General features: G+C 64.0%; 18 protein-coding genes. 10 read left to right on the top strand and 8 right to left on the bottom strand.

Translation table 11 applies throughout. The annotated features are described in order from the left end of the window. The first annotated feature begins 172 nt into the window (after positions 1 to 172). The 6 genes from PQR67_RS21175 (at position 173) to PQR67_RS21150 (ending at position 7646) form a co-directional block, all read left to right on the top strand. The gene (locus PQR67_RS21175) at positions 173 to 1861 is read left to right on the top strand and encodes a methyl-accepting chemotaxis protein (RefSeq protein ID WP_408463467.1); all 1689 of its coding nucleotides are present in this window, start codon (positions 173 to 175) and stop codon (positions 1859 to 1861) included. A gap of 467 nt (positions 1862 to 2328) precedes the next feature. Further along, a complete protein-coding gene (locus PQR67_RS21170) occupies positions 2329 to 2580 on the top strand; it encodes a hypothetical protein (RefSeq protein ID WP_007178686.1) in 252 nt (83 codons plus the stop codon). Between the two features lie 367 nt (positions 2581 to 2947). After that, the gene (locus PQR67_RS21165) at positions 2948 to 3943 is read left to right on the top strand and encodes a DedA family protein/thiosulfate sulfurtransferase GlpE (RefSeq protein WP_408463464.1); all 996 of its coding nucleotides are present in this window, start codon (positions 2948 to 2950) and stop codon (positions 3941 to 3943) included. Between the two features lie 93 nt (positions 3944 to 4036). After that, the gene (locus PQR67_RS21160; protein ID WP_408463461.1) at positions 4037 to 5749 is read left to right on the top strand and encodes an FAD-dependent oxidoreductase; all 1713 of its coding nucleotides are present in this window, start codon (positions 4037 to 4039) and stop codon (positions 5747 to 5749) included. A gap of 172 nt (positions 5750 to 5921) precedes the next feature. Next, a complete protein-coding gene (locus tag PQR67_RS21155) occupies positions 5922 to 6209 on the top strand; it encodes a hypothetical protein (RefSeq protein ID WP_408463457.1) in 288 nt (95 codons plus the stop codon). A 213-nt stretch (positions 6210 to 6422) separates the two neighbouring features. Then, entirely contained in the window at positions 6423 to 7646 is a 1224-nt protein-coding gene (locus PQR67_RS21150) for a winged helix-turn-helix domain-containing protein (protein ID WP_408463454.1), read from the top strand. A gap of 33 nt (positions 7647 to 7679) precedes the next feature. On the opposite strand, the gene PQR67_RS21145 is transcribed toward PQR67_RS21150, so the two are convergent. The 3 genes from PQR67_RS21145 to PQR67_RS21135 form a co-directional block, all read right to left on the bottom strand. Continuing rightward, positions 7680 to 8279: a LysE family translocator gene (locus tag PQR67_RS21145; RefSeq protein ID WP_408463451.1), complete on the bottom strand. Its 600-nt coding sequence runs from the start codon at positions 8277 to 8279 to the stop codon at positions 7680 to 7682. Between the two features lie 96 nt (positions 8280 to 8375). Then, positions 8376 to 8633: a hypothetical protein gene (locus PQR67_RS21140; protein ID WP_408463448.1), complete on the bottom strand. Its 258-nt coding sequence runs from the start codon at positions 8631 to 8633 to the stop codon at positions 8376 to 8378. 135 nt (positions 8634 to 8768) lie between these two features. Continuing rightward, positions 8769 to 9434 (bottom strand): helix-turn-helix transcriptional regulator, encoded by a 666-nt coding sequence (locus tag PQR67_RS21135; RefSeq protein ID WP_408463445.1) that lies wholly within the window; start codon positions 9432 to 9434, stop codon positions 8769 to 8771. Positions 9435 to 9520: 86 nt separating this feature from the next. On the opposite strand from PQR67_RS21135, the gene PQR67_RS21130 reads away from it, so the two are divergent. Both PQR67_RS21130 and PQR67_RS21125 read left to right on the top strand, forming a co-directional pair. After that, positions 9521 to 10954, top strand: a complete 1434-nt coding sequence (locus PQR67_RS21130; protein ID WP_408463442.1) for an MFS transporter — start codon at positions 9521 to 9523, stop codon at positions 10952 to 10954. Next, positions 10951 to 11964: a LysR family transcriptional regulator gene (locus PQR67_RS21125; protein WP_408463439.1), complete on the top strand. Its 1014-nt coding sequence runs from the start codon at positions 10951 to 10953 to the stop codon at positions 11962 to 11964. The genes PQR67_RS21130 and PQR67_RS21125 overlap by 4 nt, the downstream gene beginning before the upstream one ends. Positions 11965 to 12001: 37 nt before the next feature. Here the strand turns inward: PQR67_RS21125 and PQR67_RS21120 are convergent, their stop codons facing one another. Further along, positions 12002 to 12871 (bottom strand): LysR family transcriptional regulator, encoded by an 870-nt coding sequence (locus PQR67_RS21120; RefSeq protein ID WP_408463658.1) that lies wholly within the window; start codon positions 12869 to 12871, stop codon positions 12002 to 12004. Positions 12872 to 13000: 129 nt separating this feature from the next. On the opposite strand from PQR67_RS21120, the gene PQR67_RS21115 reads away from it, so the two are divergent. Further along, the gene (locus tag PQR67_RS21115; protein ID WP_408463436.1) at positions 13001 to 14431 is read left to right on the top strand and encodes an MFS transporter; all 1431 of its coding nucleotides are present in this window, start codon (positions 13001 to 13003) and stop codon (positions 14429 to 14431) included. A 205-nt stretch (positions 14432 to 14636) separates the two neighbouring features. On the opposite strand, the gene scpB is transcribed toward PQR67_RS21115, so the two are convergent. The 3 genes from scpB to PQR67_RS21100 form a co-directional block, all read right to left on the bottom strand. Further along, entirely contained in the window at positions 14637 to 15437 is an 801-nt protein-coding gene (gene scpB, locus PQR67_RS21110) for a methylmalonyl-CoA decarboxylase (RefSeq protein ID WP_408463433.1), read from the bottom strand. A 40-nt stretch (positions 15438 to 15477) separates the two neighbouring features. After that, positions 15478 to 16737 (bottom strand): CaiB/BaiF CoA transferase family protein, encoded by a 1260-nt coding sequence (locus PQR67_RS21105; RefSeq protein WP_408463430.1) that lies wholly within the window; start codon positions 16735 to 16737, stop codon positions 15478 to 15480. A gap of 113 nt (positions 16738 to 16850) precedes the next feature. Further along, positions 16851 to 18179, bottom strand: a complete 1329-nt coding sequence (locus tag PQR67_RS21100) for an MFS transporter (RefSeq protein WP_408463427.1) — start codon at positions 18177 to 18179, stop codon at positions 16851 to 16853. Positions 18180 to 18467: 288 nt separating this feature from the next. Here PQR67_RS21100 and PQR67_RS21095 point away from each other — a divergent pair, with 288 nt between their 5' ends. Beyond that, entirely contained in the window at positions 18468 to 19385 is a 918-nt protein-coding gene (locus tag PQR67_RS21095; RefSeq protein ID WP_408463424.1) for a LysR substrate-binding domain-containing protein, read from the top strand. Between the two features lie 34 nt (positions 19386 to 19419). On the opposite strand, the gene PQR67_RS21090 is transcribed toward PQR67_RS21095, so the two are convergent. Beyond that, positions 19420 to 20319: a DMT family transporter gene (locus tag PQR67_RS21090; RefSeq protein ID WP_408463421.1), complete on the bottom strand. Its 900-nt coding sequence runs from the start codon at positions 20317 to 20319 to the stop codon at positions 19420 to 19422. Positions 20320 to 20386 lie beyond the last annotated feature (67 nt).

Below are 20386 nucleotides of genomic sequence, written 5' to 3'. Positions count from 1 at the left end.
CCATTCTGCAGACAACGCAAAACGCATGAAGACAACCCTGCAATAACGGCTCGGCGGGTCATAAACCTGAGTGGTTTACTGGGAAACCCTCAAGCCTGCGGGGTTAATGCCGTTATTCCTTGCATAGATGTAAGGACCGCGCGGACGCGCGTCCGCACCTGCAAGGAAAGCCATGCGCAACAACCAGCCTGTCACCGGGCACGAATACGAATTCCCTTCGTCACAGATGCTTGTTTCCGCGACCGACCTGACCGGCCGCATCCAGTATTGCAACCCGGCCTTCATCGCCGTGTCGGGGTACACGCGCGAAGAGCTGATCGGCCAGCCGCACAATCTGATCCGTCATCCCGACATGCCGCGCGAAGCCTTCGCCGACATGTGGACGACAATTCGCGACGGCCGCCCGTGGACCGCGCTCGTCAAGAACCGCCGCAAGAACGGCGACCACTACTGGGTGTATGCGAACGTCACACCGGTGGTCGAAAAAGGCACCGTGGTCGGCTACCTGAGCGTACGCGTGAAACCGGAACGCGACGCGGTGCGCGCAGCCGTTGCACTGTATGCGCGAATCCGCGCCGGCGAGTCGCGGGCGTTCAGGCTGCATCGCGGCGTGGTCGTGCGCACGGGTCTGCGCGGCCGTCTGCAAGCGCTGATGCGTCTGCCCGTGGCGACACGCGCGGCGGCCGGCTATGCGATCACGCCGCTGGCCTTGTTGCTGACCGGCTTCGCTGCATGGGGCGGCACACCGCCCGTGCCGTTCTGGATTGCGTCCGGCGTCACCGCCGCCTTCAGCGTCCTGTCCTGGCGGATGCTGACACGGCAGCTCGCCGAACCGATTCGCGACATGTCCGGCTTCGCAACCCGCCTTGCCGCGGGTGATCTGACCGCCGATCTGGTGATCGCGCGTCACGACGATCTCGGCGATGTGCTGCAAGCGCTGAATCAGTTGAAGGCGAATCTTGCGGCGATCGTCTACGACGTGCGCGCGCAGATCACCGGGATGCTCGACAACGCGCGTGAAATCTCCAGCGGCAATGTCGACCTCGCGCGCCGCACCGAATTGCAGGCGGCGTCGCTCGAAGAAACGGCGGCCACCATGGAACAATTGACCACCACCGTGCAAGCCAACGCCGATGCCAGCGTGCGTGCGCTCGATCTGGCGAAAGACGCGCAAGCGGCGGCGTCCGTCGGCGGCAAGATCGCGGGGCAGGTCGAGCAGACCATGGCCGGCATCACGGCGGCATCGAAACGCATCGCGGACATTACCGGCGTGATCGACGGCATTGCGTTCCAGACCAACATTCTTGCCCTGAATGCCGCCGTCGAGGCGGCCCGCGCGGGCGAAGCGGGCCGCTCGTTCGCGGTCGTCGCGAGCGAAGTGCGGATGCTGGCGCAACGGTGCGCGGCGTCGTCGAAGGAAATCAAGTCGGTGGTCGAGGCGAGTGCAACCGAAGTGGCGCTCGGCACGGAACTGGTTGGCCGCACCACCTCGCAGATGCGCGTGATCGATGAGGCTGTGAGTCGCGTGTCGTCGATCATCGTCGAAGTGGCGAACGCGAGCAGCGAGCAGGCTGAAGGGATTCGCCAGGTCAATCAGGCGGTCTCGCATCTGGACGGCGCCACGCAGCAGAACGCGGCGCTGGTCGAACAGGCGGCGGCCACCGCACAGCGTCTCGCGGAACAGGCCGATGTGCTGGACGAAGCCGTGCGCCTGTTCACGGTCGCGGCTGCAACGCCCGCGCCGCGAGCCGCGCGGCCGCGGCAGCCGGCACCTGTGGGTCATGCGGCGCTGCATGCGACGCACCACCAGGCGCACCGGCCAACACCCGAAGTCGAGCAGGAAGAACCCACATTAATCTGATGGATCGGCGTTACTCCCACCTCGACAGTCCCGAATTGACGCAGCACGATGACACCGTCAGCGCTCAGTTGGTTGCAAGGACACGCTGACCCGAGTAACAACGGCGTTTAGCAGCCCGCCCCTCCAGGGACGGGCTTTTTTTTGCCCATTGTTTCTGGCGCGATGCCCGGCCCTAACCGAGGCGCGCGTCAGCACCATGACAGCCGGGGAGAAGGGTTGCACCGCCACGGGGCATGAAAAATGAGGCCGTCGTGGCGGGGAGTCGCGTTAAACTGGCTGTCACAGTCGGGCGGGCGCCGCGGTTCGCATTGCCCAGTGGGCCGCGCCAGCAAGTGGCCAGTACAGCGCGGCGCCCGGCAAGCAGATAGGTGGATGGGCAGATTCCCAGATGTGAGCGCGGCGCGACAGACGGCGCGCGGGCCTGCCCGTACAATGGTTCGATCAACAACGGAACAAGGACAACCTCGATGCGCACTACCGGGTCCTCCGGGTCAATGGCCCTGCTCACCGAATACGACGACGCAACGGCGCGCGAACTCCGCTCGCTGCGCCTCGAATCGACAGAAGACGGCAAAGGCATTCTTCTGATCGAGGTCGATGAGCGCAAGCCAGGCATTCACCGCGAAGTGCGCTACGAAATCACGCCTGCCGAACTGATCGCGGCAATTCGCGCGCATGGCGCGGAGTTGCCGGGCGAACAACACAATCATCGCCAGTAAAGCTGGCGCATACGGCATTGCGCTCATCACGCGCATTAAATGCCTTACGCGGCCTCTGCACCACCAAGCCGGTTTGTGTACTGCGAGACGCCCTACGGGCGTCCGTAGCCCGTTATTCGCCGCCAGCTTGTGGCGTATGCTTCAATTAATTTCGCCTGGTTCGATTCGCGCTTCTATTCCGTGCGTCTATTCCGCGCCTTTAATCCGCGAGGCATGCCGCGGGCATGTTGCGGTCAAGCTTTCAACCTCCCGATAGCGGGCCTGTTTGCCGGGCGGTTGCACGTCTTGAAAATGCGTCCATAATCTTTACATTCTCCCTTGCCTTTCCTACCAGCGCCGCGCTCGAAAGGGCTGCGGATGTAAGCCGATGCTACATGATCTCGTCGAGCAATATGGACCGGCGCTCGTTTTCGCGAACGTGCTGGCCGCCTCGCTCGGGCTGCCGGTGCCCGCGATGCCTTCGCTCGTGCTGTTCGGGGCAATGGCAGCCATGCATCCCGGGTCCGTGGGCACGCAACTGATGCCGGTGCTGGTGCTGTCGATATTCGCCACGCTGATCGGCGACAGCGCCTGGTATCTCGCCGGCCGGCTGTACGGCGGCAATACGCTGAAAACGATCTGCCGTCTTTCCCTGTCGCGCGATACCTGTGTAAAAAAGACCGAACGTTTCTTCGGCCGCTGGGGCGTGCGCGTGCTGGCCGTGGCGAAGTTCGTGCCGGGCCTGTCGATCGTGTCGATCCCGATGGCCGGCGCCATGGGCGCCCGCTACCGCACGTTTCTCACTTACGACGGCATTGGCGCCGCCTTGTGGTCGGGCACCGGCTTGATCATCGGCGCGTTGTTCGCCCGGCAGATCGACATGCTGTTCGCCATGGCCGGACGCCTCGGCCGCACGGCCGCACTGGTGGCCGTCGCCTTGCTGTTGCTGTATGCCGCCTATCGCTGGATCCGCCGGCGCCAGTTGATTTCCAAGCTGGCGACCCAGCGAATCGAAGTCGACGAGCTGGCGAAGCTGGTCGCGGCCGGCAAAACGCCGGTACTGTTCGACATCCGCTCGCAGGAAAAGCGCGCGCTCGATCCGTTCGTGATTCCGGGCTCGCAGTTTGCCGACGAGCGGCAGCTCGACGAAATCGTGGCGACGTACCCGCACGATCAGAAGGTGGTGATTTACTGTTCATGCCCGAATGAAATATCCGCGGCATGGATGGCCAAACAGATGAACGAAGCCGGCTTCGCCGACGTGCTGCCGTTGCGCGGCGGCATGGAAGCCTGGCGCGATTCGGGCAGAGCGGTAGAGGCGCTGCCCGGCATGCCACTGCCCGACCTGGCGGTCGACGACGACATCGCGCCAAAGGCCGTGTAGCGCAGCAGCGCATTCACATCGGCGCCCTCGCGCGCCCGCGCCGCTTCGCCCCCCGTGCCGATCAATCCGGAAGAACACAGAAGGAGCGGTTCAATGCTGTCGACTCAAGAAGCAGAAGGGCAACAAGCCGTTGTCGCCGACGCGCCGTTTTCGTCGCTCTCGACGCGCATGCATCAGATGTTCCCCGAACTCACGTGCGCGGAAATCGATCGTCTGCGCCGGTTCGGCGAGGTGGGCCACTGGGAAGCCGGTGAGCTGCTGTTCGAGACCGGCCACACGGGCCCGGGCATGTTCGTGATGTTGAATGGACGGGTGAAGGTTTATCAGCGCGATGGTATCGGGCGCGAGGTGGTGATCGCGGAACATGGCACCGGGCATTTTCTCGCCGAAGTCGGTCAACTGTCGGGGCGGCCCGCGCTCGTCAACGGCATGGCGGTCAATGCCGTGGACGCGTTGCTGATCCCGCCGGACAAGCTGCGCGCGCTGATCGTCGCCGAGGCCGAACTGGGCGAGCGCATCATGCGCGCGCTGATCCTGCGGCGCGTGTCGCTGATTGAAAAAGGCGCGGGCGGCCCGATCCTGATCGGCAACAGCAGGGACTCCAGGCTCGTGATGTTGCAAGGCTTCCTGTCGCGCAACGGCCATCCTCACTCGGTGATCGACGAACGCGACGAAGACGCGCTGCGTCTGATCGAACAATTCGCCGCGCAGCAGGAAGACATGCCGCTGGTGATCTGCCCGGACGGCTCGGTGCTGCGCCATCCGAGCATGCCGGAACTCGCCACCTGCCTCGGCTTGCTGCCCGATCTCGACGATTCGCATGTGTACGACGTCGCGATTGTCGGCGCGGGACCGGCCGGCCTCGCTACGGCCGTGTACGCGGCGTCCGAAGGTCTCTCGGTCATCGTGCTCGATAGCCGCGCGCCGGGCGGCCAGGCGGGCGCCAGTTCGCGGATCGAAAACTATCTCGGCTTTCCGACCGGCATTTCGGGCCAGGCGCTGGCGGGCCGCGCCTTCGTGCAGGCGCAGAAATTCGGCGCGCATGTCGCGATTCCGGTCCACGTGAAAGCGTTGCATTGCGGGGAGTCGCCGTATCGGCTGGAGCTCAAGTGTGGCGGGCAGATCACCTCCCGTGCAATTGTGATCGCGAGCGGCGCGGTCTATCGGCGCCCCGCACTCGAAGGGCTCGACCGCTTCGATGGGCGCGGCGTCTACTACTGGGCGTCGCCAGTCGAGGCCAAGCTGTGCAAGCGTCAGGAAATTGTGCTCGTGGGTGGCGGAAATTCGGCGGGCCAGGCGATCGTCTATCTGGCGACGCACGCAGCCAAGGTTCACGTGTTGATCCGTCGCAGCGGCTTTGAAGCCACCATGTCGCGCTATCTGATCGACCGGATCCGCTCGCTGCCGAATGTGTTCGTGCATCCGAATTCGGAAATCGGCCGGCTCGAGGCAGACGAAATCGGCCTCGCATCGGTCGTGTTGAAGAAACCGTTGCCGGACGGCACCGAAAGCTTCGACACGCGGCATCTGTTCCTTTTCACCGGCGCGGATCCGAACACCGACTGGCTGCGCACCTGCGGCGTGGCGCTCGACGAAAAGGGCTTCGTGCTAACCGGCACCAGCGTGGACGGCGCATCCGTCTGCGATCTGGCGACAACGGTCGACGGCGTGTATGCGATCGGCGACGCGCGCGCCGGCTCGACGAAACGCGTCGCCGCGGCGGTCGGAGAAGGCGCGGCGGTGGTCGCGCAGATCCATCAACTGCTGGCGGTATCGGCGGGAGAAGCGATCGCTTTAGGGGCTTGAGCGGTCTCGCTGGAATACGGCAGGACCTGCCGTTCCGCCCTGAGCGGCCCGCCGGGTAATCTGCTGTTACACACGCCTTCAACTGGTTGCACCTGCCTTGCTTTCTGTTCCGTAAGATTGTCGTCAGCCATTCGACAGCGAATGGCTGACTCTTTCGGAATAGGAGACAAGCATGATCCAACGCGCGATCGTTTTCGCCGCCCTCAGCCTTGCCGCCGCCTGCGCGTCAACCTCGGCCCTGGCACGAGTGGACGTCGGTGTGTTCGTCAACACACCCGGCCCCATGTACGCTCCCCCGCCCGTGATTTATGCGCCCGCGCCGGTTTATGCGCCGCCGCCGATGGTTTATGCGCCTGTGCGACCCGCCTATGGCTATGGGTACCGCGGCGATTACTACCGTGGACATCGCGGCGGTCATGATCATGGTCGCCACCGTGGCTGGGATAAGCACCACCGGTGAGGCCGGCAATGTCTGTTCGGCCGGCTCGCCTTTCACGGCGCCATGCTCCGGCAGGGCGGCACGCCGATTCGTCTTTCGTAATCGCGCTACAGTAGCGGCTGCTGATCCAGGTCGGACCTCGTGTCCGCTTCCATTGCAGTCACGGGTTGACCCGAGCTCGTGACTCATGTCCGTGACTCATGTCCGTGACCCCAGCCCGTGACCCAGGCCCGCGTGAAGACACTACCTCTATCCGCCGCGCGCACCCTGCATCTGGCCGCGCAAGGTTTGCTGACACCGCCGCGCCGCAAAGCCGTCAAGGACGACGTGCTCGGCGCCATCCGCCGCATGGCGCAATTGCAGATCGACACGATTCACGTCGTCGCGCGTAGTCCGTATCTCGTGCTGTTCAGCCGGCTTGGCGCGTATCCGCAGCAATGGCTCGATGAACATCTTGCCGAAGGCAAACTGTTTGAATACTGGTCGCATGAAGCCTGTTTCGTTCCGACCGAAGACTACGGTCTGCTGCGCCATCGCATGCTCGACCCGAGCGAGATGGGCTGGAAATACGCGGCCGAGTGGCACAAGAAGCATCGCAAGGACATCGACAGATTGCTCGCGCATATCCGCGCAACGGGCCCGGTGCGTTCAGCGGACTTCGCCCGCGAGGCGGGCAAGAGCAACGGCTGGTGGGACTGGAAGCCAGAGAAGCGCCACCTGGAAGTGCTGTTTGCGATCGGGCAACTGATGGTGGCCGAGCGGCGCAATTTTCATCGCGTCTACGATCTGACCGAACGCGTGCTACCCGGCTGGGACGACGCGCGCGATCTGCCGCCGCGGGAAACGGTCACGGCAGAAGCGTTGCGCCGGACCTGTCGCGCGCTCGGCGTCGTCCGCGCCGATTGGGTCGCCGATTACTACCGGTTGCCGCGCCGCCCCTATCGCGACGAACTGCGCGCGCTCGCCGACGAGGGTGAGTTGATCCCGGTGCAAGTGGAAGGCTGGAAGCAGGATACTTTCGTCCATCATGACTTCGCGCCGATGATCGACGACGCAAAGAGCGGCAGGCTCGCTTCAACCGTCACCACGGTGTTGTCGCCGTTCGATCCGGTGGTGTGGGACCGCAAACGCGCCGCCGCGCTCTTCGACTTCGACTACGCGATCGAATGCTACACGCCGGCTGCCAAGCGCAAGTACGGTTACTTCGTGTTGCCGCTTTTGAGCCGGGGGCGCCTCGTTGGCCGGGTGGATGCGAAAGCGCATCGGACCAGCGGCGTGTTCGAACTGAAATCGCTGCACATCGAACCCGGCGTGCGCTTCAGCGCGCGGCTGTCAGGCGATCTGCGCCGCGCTCTGCAGCGCTGTGCGGACTGGCACGGCACACCGCAACTGGAAATCGCCTCCGCACCGCCGGAATGGCTCGAGGCGTTGAACGCGGACAGCACGACGCACGCGTAAGCGCACAGCACTCGCGATCCACCATTCGCGGTCTTAATGCAACGCCGCCCACGCGAGCGACAAGGAAAATACACCCAGCACAATCGACGCGCCGCGCTGCATCTTCACCGGATTCAGCCAGGTGAGTTTGCCACTGCCAAGCGCCGCGCCGAACGCGATCCACGCAAGCGCGATCGGCACCAGCAGGCAGGCGAACATCAGCATCGCCACGGCATACGCGGAAACATGGGCGAACGCGACGGCGGGAAAGATCGTGCCGGCGAACAGCAGGCCTTTCGGGTTGAGCAGCGTCGCCACGAATAGCGTGCGCATACCGCTCGCCCGCTGCGTCGAATCGGGCAAGGCCACCGCCGCGCGCCACATATCGACGGCGAGATAAGCGATGTACACGCCGGCCGCCACGCGCAGCAGCGACGGTAACCACGGCAACGCGTGCTCGGCTTGCGCGAGAAAATGTCCCCACACTGAAATCGACACGAAATACCCGGCCAGTTCGGCGGCGATCAACGACACCGAACGCCGCAGGCCCTGGCGCAACCCGGCTGCCGCGAGTAGCGTATTGGTCGGACCCGGCGTAATCAGTACGACGATAATGCCGACCGCCAGCAAGGCGATATCAGACGAGGAAAGCATAAAAAAAGGCGCAATGTTATAAACAATGCGCCTTTTTATCACAGAGTGAAGCGCCGCCGAAATGAAGCGGCGCTTGCGATCCGAATCACGCCGCCCTCAGTGCTCCAGCTTGGCGCGCAATTCGCGAGCGGCCTCCAGAAGCCCCTCGTAACCCGAACGTGCGTGCTCCGGCAGGTCGGGATCGCCGACAAATGCGCCGAGCGTTTCGATCAGGCTGTACAGAATGCCCTTTGCGGCACCCGAAGCAATGCTGCCGGACGATACCTGCTGATTCACGTGACTGAGCGCGGCATCGAGGTGTTGCAGATCGGGCCGGTCGTCCTGGGGCGGCTGAGGCGTTACGTCTTGCGTCATGATGAAACATCTCTCCGTTTGATGCGTCGGTGAACAAAGCCATCCTTTCACGTTGTTATATACCGATCGTGTGCCGCCGTCCATTCGTGATCGGACCGAGCACGGTCCACGTCAGCGATTCTTAGTCGCATGGAGTTATCTGCTTTTAACCCTCACGCGATAGGCACAACGCCGCGCGCCCAGAAGCACATGTTCCTCGCGTTCAATCGACGCTTCCTCGCCGACGATCTCCCCGAACAGTTGCAACTCCGTGCGGCAAAAACCCTGGCAAGTTCGCGCCGCCGCGCAGATCGGACAGTGGTTCTCGAGCAGCAGCCAGTCGCGTCCGTCTTTATGCAACTCGGCCATATAGCCCTCGGCGCTGCGCAGCTCCGCGAGCCGGGTGAGTCGCGCCTTGAGACCCTTGATCGGCTTGAGTACCGAGAGATAGTTCGCGCGTGTTTCCATGGCGCGCTGATCGATCAATTTGTCGAGCCCTTGTTCGCCGAATAACTGGCGAATCGAACCGAGCAATTGCACGGTCAATTGCGAATGCGCGTCCGGAAAGCGCGCGTTGCCCGCATCCGTCAAACCCCAGCTTTGACTCGGCCGCCCCGGCCCCGCCTGCGACGCCTGGCGCCCTTCGATCAAGCCACCTGTCAGCAGCTTCTGGATCTGCTGCCGCGCGGCTTCGACCGTGATGCCGAGTTCGCCCGCGATCGATGCCGTCGACAAAAACCCCTGCGTCTTCAACAGATTCAGGATGCGATCCACCGGCGCAGACGTTGGCACGGCTTGCGCGCTGGCCGGCGAATTTTCCAAGCTTTCATTTGCATATCTCATCGGAGCACATTATTATCCAAGCCAATACTTGCATAATAAGCCAGCCCCGCACGGCTGTCCATGATATGAAAAATCTGCAATCGGATGGTCCGGTCTGGAGCGATCTGCTCAGCGGCAGCAATGGCTGGAGGGCGTTGGGCCTCGCAGGCGGCGTCGCGCTGCATGCCACCAACGTGTACGTGGCGACGACGATCCTGCCCTCGGTCGTGCATGACATCGGCGGGCTCGAACTGTATGCGTGGAACACCACGCTGTTCGTGGTCGCGTCGATTCTCGGTTCAGTGTTGTCGGTGCGCCTGCTCGCGGTGCTCGGCGCGCGCTCCGCGTACTTCTCCGCGCTGGCGGTGTTCGCGTTGGGCACCGTGGTGTGCGCGTGCGCACCGTCAATGCCATGGATGCTCGCCGGCCGCACGCTGCAAGGTTTAGGCGGCGGTATTCTGCTCGCCCTCAGTTATGCGCTGATCCGCGTGGTGTTCGAAGAGCGTCTGTGGCCGCGCGCGATGGGACTGGTGTCGGGCATGTGGGGCGTCGCGACCTTATGCGGGCCCGCGGTCGGCGGCATCTTCGCGCAACTGGGCGATTGGCGGCTGGCGTTCTGGGTGTTGCTGCCGGTGGTGCTGCTGCTGGCTGTGATCGTGCATCGCGAGGTCGACGACAAACGTGCCCACGGTGACACGGCTCAGCCGATCCCCTTGCTCAAGGTCGGCCTGCTCGGCGCCTCGGTGCTGGTGATTTCGCTTGCCGCATTAACCGAGGACATGCGCTGGAACGCACTCGGCGTAGTCGCCGGCCTCGGCTTCGTATGGCTGCTCGCGAGACTCGAACGCGGCGGCGCCCAACCGCGCCTGTTCCCAAGTGGCTCGTTCTCGATTCGCACGCGGATCGGCAGCATCTATGCCTGCATGAGTCTGCTCGGCATCGGCGTGACCAGTGAAATCTTCGTGCCGTATTTCTTGCAGACGATCCACGGACGTTCGCCGCTGGCCGCCGGTTATCTGACCGCCTTGATGGCGGCCGGCTGGTCGGTCGGTTCGATGTTCAGCGCCGGCCGCTCCACCACCGTCGCGCAGCGTTTGAGCCGCGCCGGTCCCGTGGTGGCGGCACTCGGACTCGCCGCCCTCGCGTGGCTGATGCCGATAGCCGGTTTGTTCGACGGCTTGCCTGGCACGCTCGCGTTGGGCGCGGCGCTCGCGAGCGTCGGGCTGGGTGTCGGGATCGGCTGGCCGCATCTGCTCACTCAGGTGTTTACCGCCGCACAGCCGGGCGAAGAGAACCTCGCGTCACTCTCGATCACCACCATTCAACTGTTCGCGATGGCGTTCGGTTCGGCGCTCGCGGGTCTCGTCGCGAACGGCGCCGGTCTGACGACCCTCGCCCCACTGCCAGGGGCGCAACACACCGCGCTCTGGCTGTTCGCGACATTCGCGCTGGCGCCGCTGCTCGCTGCCGGACTGACCCGCCAACGGCCGCACCCGTGCCTTACCGGAGAAGCATCGTGATAGATCGAGTCCAGGCCATGCGGATCTTCGTGCGCATCGTCGATGCCAGCAGCTTCACGCGCGCCGCCGAATCGCTCGAGATTCCGCGCGCCACCGCGACAACCACCGTGCAGGCGCTCGAGTCCCTGCTCGGCGTGCAGTTGCTGGTGCGCACCACGCGCAAGGTCACGTTGACCGCGGAAGGCGCCGCGTACTACGAACGCTGCGCGCAGATTCTCGCCGCCATCGAAGAAGTCGAATCGGGCCTGTTCAACCGTCCGGAGAATTTGCGCGGCCGCTTGCGCGTGGCGATGCCGGGGATGATCGCCGCGTCGATCGTGGTGCCCGCTCTGGCCTCTTTCCGCGCGCTGCATCCGCATGTCGAGCTTGCGCTCGGCGTGAGTCAGCGCGCGCTCGATCCGGTCGGCGAAAGCGTGGATTGCAGTATCGAGCTGGGCGAGTTGCCCGATTCCCGCTTGCTCGCGCGCCGCCTCGGGATGCTCGAACGGGTTACCTGCGCGAGCCCGGCGTATCTCGCGCGCTTCGGCGCGCCACGGCATCTCGACGAGCTCTCGGGTCACGTCGCGGTGAACTGGCTGTCGACGCAAAGTGGCCGCCGCGTGGACTTCGAGTTCAGCGTGGCCACGCGAGCGAGCAAGGTGAAAGTGGACAGCTTCGTTCAGGTGAACGACGAACACACGTATCTCGCCTGCGGTCTTGAAGGCCTCGGGCTGATTCAGCCCGGGCGCGCTACCGCCGCGCCGTATCTCGCCTCCGGGCAGTTGATCGAGGTACTGCCGAAGTGCAAGCCGACGCCGGTCGCCATCTCGGTGACCTATGTGAAAAGCCGGCAGATTTCGCCGCGCGTGCGCGCCTTTGTCGACTGGCTGGCCGAAGTGTTCGACAACGCACCGGGCATGGTCAAGGCGGAGCCGCCGCCGGCCGAACCGCCGTTCTGGCCCGTGCTCGACGCACAGTCGCGGCTATACGATGCCGATATGGCATCGTGCGAACGCGTCGGCGGCCAATAAGCGTTAGAGCAGACTCGCTGACGCGCCTCAACGCTCCTCAACGCGCCTGCGCGAATTCCTCCGCCACGGCCGCAATCAACACCTGTATCCGCGCGGTCTTGTACAGATCCGCGTGCGCGACGACCCAGACATCGAACGGCTCCGCGCGATGCGGCAACACGCGCACCAGTTCCGGTTCGTAATCGGCGCGAAAACACGGCAGCTCGGCAATACCGAAACCGGCAAGCGCCGCCTCGAACAGCATCGCGGTGGATTGCGTCTGGAACACCAGACGCCCGCGACAAGTCGGCTCGCCGCACAAAGCCGCCCACTTCGAGGGCAAAGCCGGTTGCTGATACATCACCAGATCGTGACCGTCGAACGCCTCGCCTTCGCGCGGCTCGCCGCGTGCGGCCAGGTATTCGCGCGACGCGTAAATGCCGACCTCCAGTTGCGCGAGCTTGCGCGCGATCAGGTCCGGCGCATCGGGCCGCAGCGTGCGGATCGCGACATCCGCTTCACGCCGTGTCAGATTGCTGATCTGCGCGGACGTCACGCAGACAATCTCGATGCCAGGATGCGCGCGCCGTACTTTGGCGATGGCCGGCACCACGAAGCGTTTGCCGAGCGAATCGGTAGTGGCGACGCGGATCGTGCCCGCCAGCCGATCGTCGAGTCCGGCAATCCGCCGCTCGATCGACAAGGCCGCCTGCTCCATCGTCTCGGCCGCGCCAAGCAACGCTTCGCCGGCCGGCGTCAGCACGAACAGGGCGGGAGTGCGCAAAAACAGCGTCGTCGAAAGCGTTTCTTCGAGCGCGGCGATTCGCCGGCCGACCGTTGCCTGGTCGACATCGAGTTGTGCCGCCGCGCCGCGCAGCGTCCCCGTGCGCGCCACGGCAAGAAAAAATCGTGCGTTGTCCCAGTTGATCATTGGCTGCTCTATCGGTGATGCACATTTGCATCATACACATGCGAAATCACTGCTTTATTGCATTCGCGTATGTGACTAGACTTTGTCGATCGATTTAATTGCAGATCTATCCCGAGGAAACGCGCGATGACCGACTGCGCTGCTGAACAACCGCTGCCCGCCGGGCTTGCCGACACGGAGCACGCCGCGAAGCGGCGGCGCCTGACGCTCGCGCTGGTGGCAAGCGGGATGTTCATGGCCGTGCTCGACACCACCATCGTCAACGTCGCCCTGCCCGCGATGCACGTTAGCCTGGGCGCGTCGGTGGGCGGCCTGGCGTGGATCGTCGATGCTTACACACTGAGTTTTGCCGCGCTGATCCTTGCAGGCGGCGTCGCGTCCGACCGGTTCGGCGCGAAGGCGGTGTACCTCTGGGGCCTCGCGCTGTTCGTCGTCGCCTCCGCGGCTTGCGGACTGGCGCCGAACGTCGGCGCTCTGGTCGCCGCGCGCTTCGTGCAGGGCAGCGGTGCGGCGTTATTCCTGCCGGCGTCGCTCGCCATCGTACGCAGCACCTTCGACGACCCGGCCGAACGCGGCCGTGCCATCGCCGCGTGGGCGGGACTAGCCTCGATAGCAGCGGCAATCGGGCCGGTGCTAGGTGGCCTGCTCGTGCAAGGGTTCGGCTGGCGCAGCGCATTTCTGATCAACGTACCGACCGGTCTCGTAGCGTTCGCGGGTGCGTGGACCGTCGTTCGTCATTCGACGCGCAGCGTCGGGCGCCGTTTCGACTGGGGTGGGCAACTGGCTAGCATCGTCGCGCTCGGCGCACTCTGCTACGCGGCGATCGAATTGCCGTCGCGCGGGATCGCTGCCGGCGAGGTATGGGGCGCGGCGCTGCTCGCCGTACTGGCCGCGTTGACGCTCGTTGTTGTCGAGCGACGCGCGCATCATCCGATGGTGCCCATCGAGTGGTTCAGCAACCGCATGTTCGTAACCATGAATGCGATGGGGACGCTGGTCTACGTCGGGTACTTCGGGTTGTTGTTTGAGTTGAGCCTGTATTTGCACGGCGAATTTGGGTTCAACGCCCGGCAGATCGGTCTTACGTTGTTGCCACTTGCCGGTAGTCTGTCACTTGGCAATGTGCTGGTGGGCAGGTTCCATGGGCGTTTCACCGCGACGCAGTTCATGACAACGGGACTCGTACTGGCCGCCGTGGCGGTGCCGACGATGGCGATGAGTCTGGAATGGCGCGCGCCGTGGGTCATCACGTATGCCGCGATGGTGATGTTCGGCGGCGGTACGGCATTGTCGGTGCCGCCCATGATTTCGACGGTGCTGGAACAGGTGCCCGGCGAGTTGGCCGGTGTGGCTTCGGGCTTGCTGAACGCGTTGCGGCAGGCAGGAGGCCTTGTTGGCGTCGCGATAGCGGGTGCGGCGACAACTCTGGCACCGCATGTGTCGACGGCGTTGTGGTGCGTTGCCGCCATGGGCCTGGTTACGTATGCGAGCGCGGCAAGCTTGGCGGCGTTCGCGGCCCTCTCGCCGGGATGGAGCGAAGGCCGGCGCGCGGCTTAAGTTTTTTGTTCGACTGGCGCGGCCGGATCCGGCCGCCCATGACTGGATCATCTTTTTACAGGCGGACTAGACGGGAGGTCGTCACCGCCCCTCCCGAAAACGCTCACCTTTGTGCGCCACCGGTGCATGCAAGATGGTTCGTATCATCACCATTGACTGAATGGCTAAAGCCGATTGCCCGTTCGCAGCCCCGTCTTCCGATCATTTACTTCCCACCAAACACCGCCGGCCGTCGCTCCGAAAACGCCGCTAACCCTTCGCTAAAGTCCGCGCTTTCACATGCCTGCCGACGCAGTTCGGCAATCTGCTCCATCGCTTGAACCGGCACGGGCTGGAAATCCTCAAGAATCCGCAGTTGCTCCTTCACCGCCTGGATCGCCAACGGCGCTTTGGTGGCGATTCCGCGCGCCAGTTCAAGCGTCGTTGCTTCCAGTTTGTCGCTGTCGACCAGACGGTTGATCACGCCGAAACGCTCGGCACGGGCGGCGTCGAGCGGCTGCGCGCTGAAGAACATCTCCTTCAATATGTGAATCGGCACGTTGTTGAAGAAGCGCAGCAGGCCGCTCGTCGTATAGGGCAAGCCAATGTTCGCCGGCGTCATCGCGAAACGCGCGCTACTGTCTGCAACAACGAGGTCGCAACTCATCGCCAGATCGACGGCGCCGCCCCACGCGGAGCCCGACACCATCGCGATCACCACGCCCGGGTAAGCGCGTACGCGGCGCAACACCTGTTCCAACGGCTTGCCGTACGCAATCGGGTCACGGTCATGCACCAACTCGCCAAGGTCGTGACCCGCGCTCCAAACGTCCTGCCCAACGCCGCTCCCGAGTATCACCACCGGGATACGCCGCGCGGCAAGGTCGACAAGCTGCGAATCAAGCGCGTGCAACAGCTCCGCGCTGAGCGCATTCCGACGCGTAGGATGACTGAATGTCAACCGTGCAATCCGTTCGTCCACAATATCGACCGTTACCATAAACGGCGATGCATTCGGTGTACTCATCGTGTGGCCTCTATAGCATGTTCCAAGGTTCCCGGCCTGCTCACAGCGTAACGCCGTCCGCACGTTCCCGAGCCTTTTCCGGCGACCGGTGCTCGCCCTGTTGATGTACCGCTTTCGCGGCCAGCAGCGCTTCAATCGAACCCTCGTCGAAACCCGCTTCGCGCAATACATCGACAGTATGTTCGCCCAGACCCGGCGGCGCGTGCCGGCTGACGTGATGCGAGGAATCGCCCTTTACGGTCGAACTCGAGACCGGCGTCACGACCTGGCGCAGTGCGCCGAGCGTCGGATGCTCGAGCGTTTCCACCAACCGGCAATGCTGCACTTGAGGGTCGGCGAATACTTCGTCTAACGTATTGATCGGCCCCGCCGGCAATCCCACGCCGATAAACAGTTCGGTCCACTCCCGTTTGCTGCGAGTCTTCAGGCGGGTTTCCAGCGCAGTCTTCAATTCATCGCGATGCGCTACGCGGGCTTCGTTGGTCGCGAAACGCGGATCGTCCGGCAATGCGGGCAATTCGAGCAATTGGCACAAACGCAGCCACATGTCCGACGTGATCGGTGCGATGTTGAGCGGGCCGTCGGCCGTTTCGAATACGCCATACGGTGCAATCACCGAATGCGCGTTGCCCGTGCGGCGCGGAATGTCGCCAAGGCTCAGGTAGCGCTGGCCATGCACGCTCAGCAACCCCACCAGACTCGCAAGCAACGACGTGCTCACGTGCTGGCCGCGCCCGGTGCGCTCACGCTCCAGTAACGCCGACAGGATCGCCATCGCGAGCCACATGCCCGAACTCAGATCGCCGATCGCGGTGCCGGTGCGCGTGGGGTCGCCATCGGCGAAACCGGTCAGGCTCATCAGCCCGGAATAACCCTGCGCGATCTGGTCGAAACCTGGCCAGCCGCTCATCGGACCATCCGCGCCAAATGCGTTGATGCTCCCCATCACCAGCCGCGGATTGCGCGCGCTGAGCACGTCGTAACCGAGCCCCATGCTGTCGATCGTGCCAGGCTTGAAGTTCTCGATCACCACGTCGGCATCGTCGATCAGCCGGTGGATCGCGGCCAGTCCTTCCGGGTTGCGAAAGTCGATGCACACGCCGCGCTTATTGCGGTTGCAGGAGAGATAGTAGGTACTCACGCCCCGGTCGAACGGTCCCCAGGTCCGGCTCATGTCGCCGCCCGGCCCCGGTTCGACCTTGATGACGTCCGCGCCGAGATCGGCCAGCACCATCGAGCAGAACGGCCCGGACAGCGCGCGGCTCAGTTCGACGACCTTGATTCCTTGTAACGCTTGCATTCAGTTCTCCAGCGAATTGACGACAGCTGCGGATAGCCCGAGCGATGCGCGCGCCATGCCCGCAGCGTCTGATGACCGGTGAGGACAGCGCGAGCAATGCGCTCGACGAGGCGCTATTCCGGCAGCGTCTGATGACGGGTCTCGACCGCGAACGGCAAGATCAGCAGGCCGATCCCAAAGGCCACCGCAGTCCACGCAATCGGCAACCCGAGCGAACCTTGCCAATGAATCGCGGCCGCCAGCAGAAAGTTGACGCCCGCGCCAAGCAGACGCCCCACCGACGCATTAAAGGCAAACGCAGTAGCGCGTATCCGGGTCGGATATTGCTCCGGTAGCCACAACGAAAAGATCGCGAAGTTGCCGCCGAAGAAACCGAGGAACAGCAGCGACACCATGAACAGGTTGAGTCCGTTCGGCAGATAGAAGACCCAGCCGAAGGCAAACACGATCGACACCGCCATACCGGCAAAGTACGTCCCAAGTGCGACGCGGCGCCCGAGCCGTTCCGCCAGCCACGGCGCCACCAGACACCCGAGGATCGTCCCCACCGACAACACCGCCGCCCCGATCGACGCGAGCCGCACGGCGCCGACACGGTCGATGCCGGCGCGCGTCGCCAGCGTCACGACCGCGCTCGCTTCGTAGACCGACCCGGCCCACAAGCCGATGATCGCGACACCCACCAGGCTCGCACTCGTCAACGTGCGACGCCGATACGCCGGCGCGAATATCTCCATCAGCGGCCGGCGCTTGGGCACGGCGTCGGCGTTCGTCTGACCGACGCCATGCGCGGCCTTGCGCCACTGACCCGGCTCTTTCACCTTGAGCACCGTGAAAATCGCGAGCAACGCCGGTGCGAGGCCGCACAGGAACATCGCGCGCCAGCCGTAAGTCGCACCGACCGTATAGTTCAGCAAGGCGGCAAGGAAAAACCCGACGTAGTAGCCGGTCTGCAGATAGCCGGCGCCCATCTTGCGGCGATCTTCCGGCCAGCTTTCGGCGACATAGGTCCCCGCCAGCGCCCATTCGCCACCCACGCCGATACCGGCGATCAGCCGGAACGCGGCCAGCTCCCAGACGTTGTGCGCGAACGCTGCAGCACCGGTGAACACCGAATAGATCAGAATGCTGGCGGCCAGCGTCTTGACCCGGCCAAAACGGTCGGCAAGCGGCCCCCAGATGAACGACAGCCCCCAGCCGATCAGAAACAGCGCGAACAGAATCGAGCCATACATGCCGAGATTGCCGGGCGTCGCGGCGATACCGGAGTTGGGCAGCAACTCAGTGAGCGCCGGAATCAGCACCAGCGCGTAGATCACGGAATCCACGCCATCCAGCACCCATCCCGAGTAAACCGCCCAGAAACCGCCGATCTGCTCGCGGGTGAGAGGCGTGCGCCGGGCTTTGAGCCCGGGCGTCGATACAGCGATCGCTTTGGACATTCTTGTCTCCTGTGTCGATCCGAGTTGGCGCTTTAGCGCTTACTCGGGTCCCATGCAAAGCACGTCGACCCGAGTTGGTGCTTTAGCTGTCGACCGGAGTTCGCGCTTCAGCGCGCTACTCAGGTCCCATGCAAAGCGCTTACTCGGGTCCCATGCGAAGCACGTCGATTCGAGTTGGCTTCGGTTTTTTTGTGGATTGAGTATAAGAACGCGCTCGATAATATAAAAATATGATATTTCTCTAGCTCAATCGGATTTCGTTATGGGATGAAGGAGCAAGCGACAACCATGGATCTGCGGCAACTGCGGTATTTCGTCAAAGTGGTGGAGTGCGGCAACGTCACGCGCGCGAGCGAAGCACTGCATATCGCCCAGCCCGCGATCAGCCAGCAGATGCGTAATCTGGAACGCGATCTGGGGATGCAGTTGCTCGAACGCAGCGTGCAGGGCGTGGCGCCCACCGCAGCCGGGCAAACGCTGTACCGGCACGCGATCGAGTTGCTGCGACAAGCCGACAGCACGCGCGAGCTGCTGCGGCAGGACGCCGAGCTGCCGCAGGGCAAAGTCTCGGTCGCGATGCCGTCGAGCACCGCGCGGATGGTGGCGATCCCGCTTGCGCGCACGATTCGCGACCGCTACCCCGGCATCGCGCTGGAATTGCTCGAAGCACCGAGCGCGGAGCTCGGCAGTCTGATCGGTAGCGGCAGGGTGGAATTGGCGGTGGTGGTGGACGCGGTCGAAACACGCGGGGTCGCCGCGCAAAGGCTGCTCAGCGAGGCGCTCTATCTGATTGCGTGGCCGGAGTTTCAGATGCCGCGCGAGCCGGTGTCGGTCACCGAACTCGGGCGTATGCCGCTGATCCTGCCGAGTGCGCCGAATACGATTCGCAGCCGCGTCGAGTGGGCGCTGCGCGAAGCCGGTCTGCCCTGCGAGATTCTGTTCGAGGCCAGTTCCACCGCGCTGTTATTCGCCGCGGTGATGGCGAAGTTAGGCGTGACGATCTTGCCGTGGACGGCTGCGCACGTTGAACTCGATGAGCACAAACTCAAGCTTGCCAAAGTCGATCACCCGCTTTTCTCGCGCGAGCTGTCACTCTGCTGGCACGACACGGCGTTGCTGAGCAATGCCGTGCAAAAGGTCAAGGCGACGATACTCGAATTGTTCGACAGCCTTGGCAAGCGACCGGAGTGGACGGCGGCGGATTGAGATGCGCCGCCCTCAGAACACCCTCAAAAAGCCATCAGGACACCCTCACGCGCCGGGCGAAGAGCCGCCGTGTGAGATCGAACGCCACCAGATTCCCCGCCACCACCAGCACAAGCCCGAGCACGGCTAACGCGGACCATCGGTAGCCCTCGAATATCGTCGAGGCCGCGAGCGCCACAATCGGAAACAGCACGGTGCAGTAGGCGGCCCGCTCCGGCCCGATGCGTCCGACCAGCATCAGATACGCGGTAAAGCCGATCACCGAGCCGAAGATCGCCAGATAGGCGAGTGCGCCTAGATAACGCGCGTCGGGCTCGATGGAGAAGGAAAAGCCGGCCAGCGCGCTTCCCACCGTCAAAATGCCGGCGCCGATCAGCATGGCCCAGCTATTGGTGGCGAACGGGTGCAGGCCCATCGATTGCATCCGGCTCGACAGCAGATTGCCGGCCGAAAAGCACAAGGTGCCAAGGAACGCGATGGCGAGCCCCAACCACACCGCGTGGTCACCCAGGTGTCCCGCCATCTGCTGCACGAACAGGCAAACAATGCCCACGAGCCCCAGCGCCGCCCCGGCAATCGCCGACGGCTGCAAGGGACGGCCCATGAACAGCCGGCCGTTGATCGAATTCAGCAGCGGCGCGGTGGAAAACACCACCGCCACGAGGCCGCTCGGCACCACCTGTTCGGCGTAGTAGAAGCACAAAAAGTTCAGACAGAAGAGCGCCAGGCCTTGCGCGGCCAGGAAGCGCCACGCGGCGCGCGGCGGCCAGATCGGCCGGCGCATGATGCGCAGCAGCGCGAACAGCACCAGCGCCGCGATCCAGAAACGCCACGCAATCGACACCGGGGGCGGCACCGCACCCAGTTGCCATTTGATCGCGATCCACGTAGTGCCCCAGATCAGCACGGTGACGGCATAGAGTGAAAGATTCATAACGAAGCCTGTAGCAGCAAAAAGCGAGAATCCCACTATGCTGCAGCGACGGCGGTCGCACTTGTCC

Source organism: Paraburkholderia fungorum, from assembly GCF_046026025.1.
Lineage (GTDB): Bacteria > Pseudomonadota > Gammaproteobacteria > Burkholderiales > Burkholderiaceae > Paraburkholderia > Paraburkholderia fungorum_E.
Note: the sequence above shows the minus strand (reverse complement) of the source record. Positions and strands in the feature narration are given on the sequence as shown.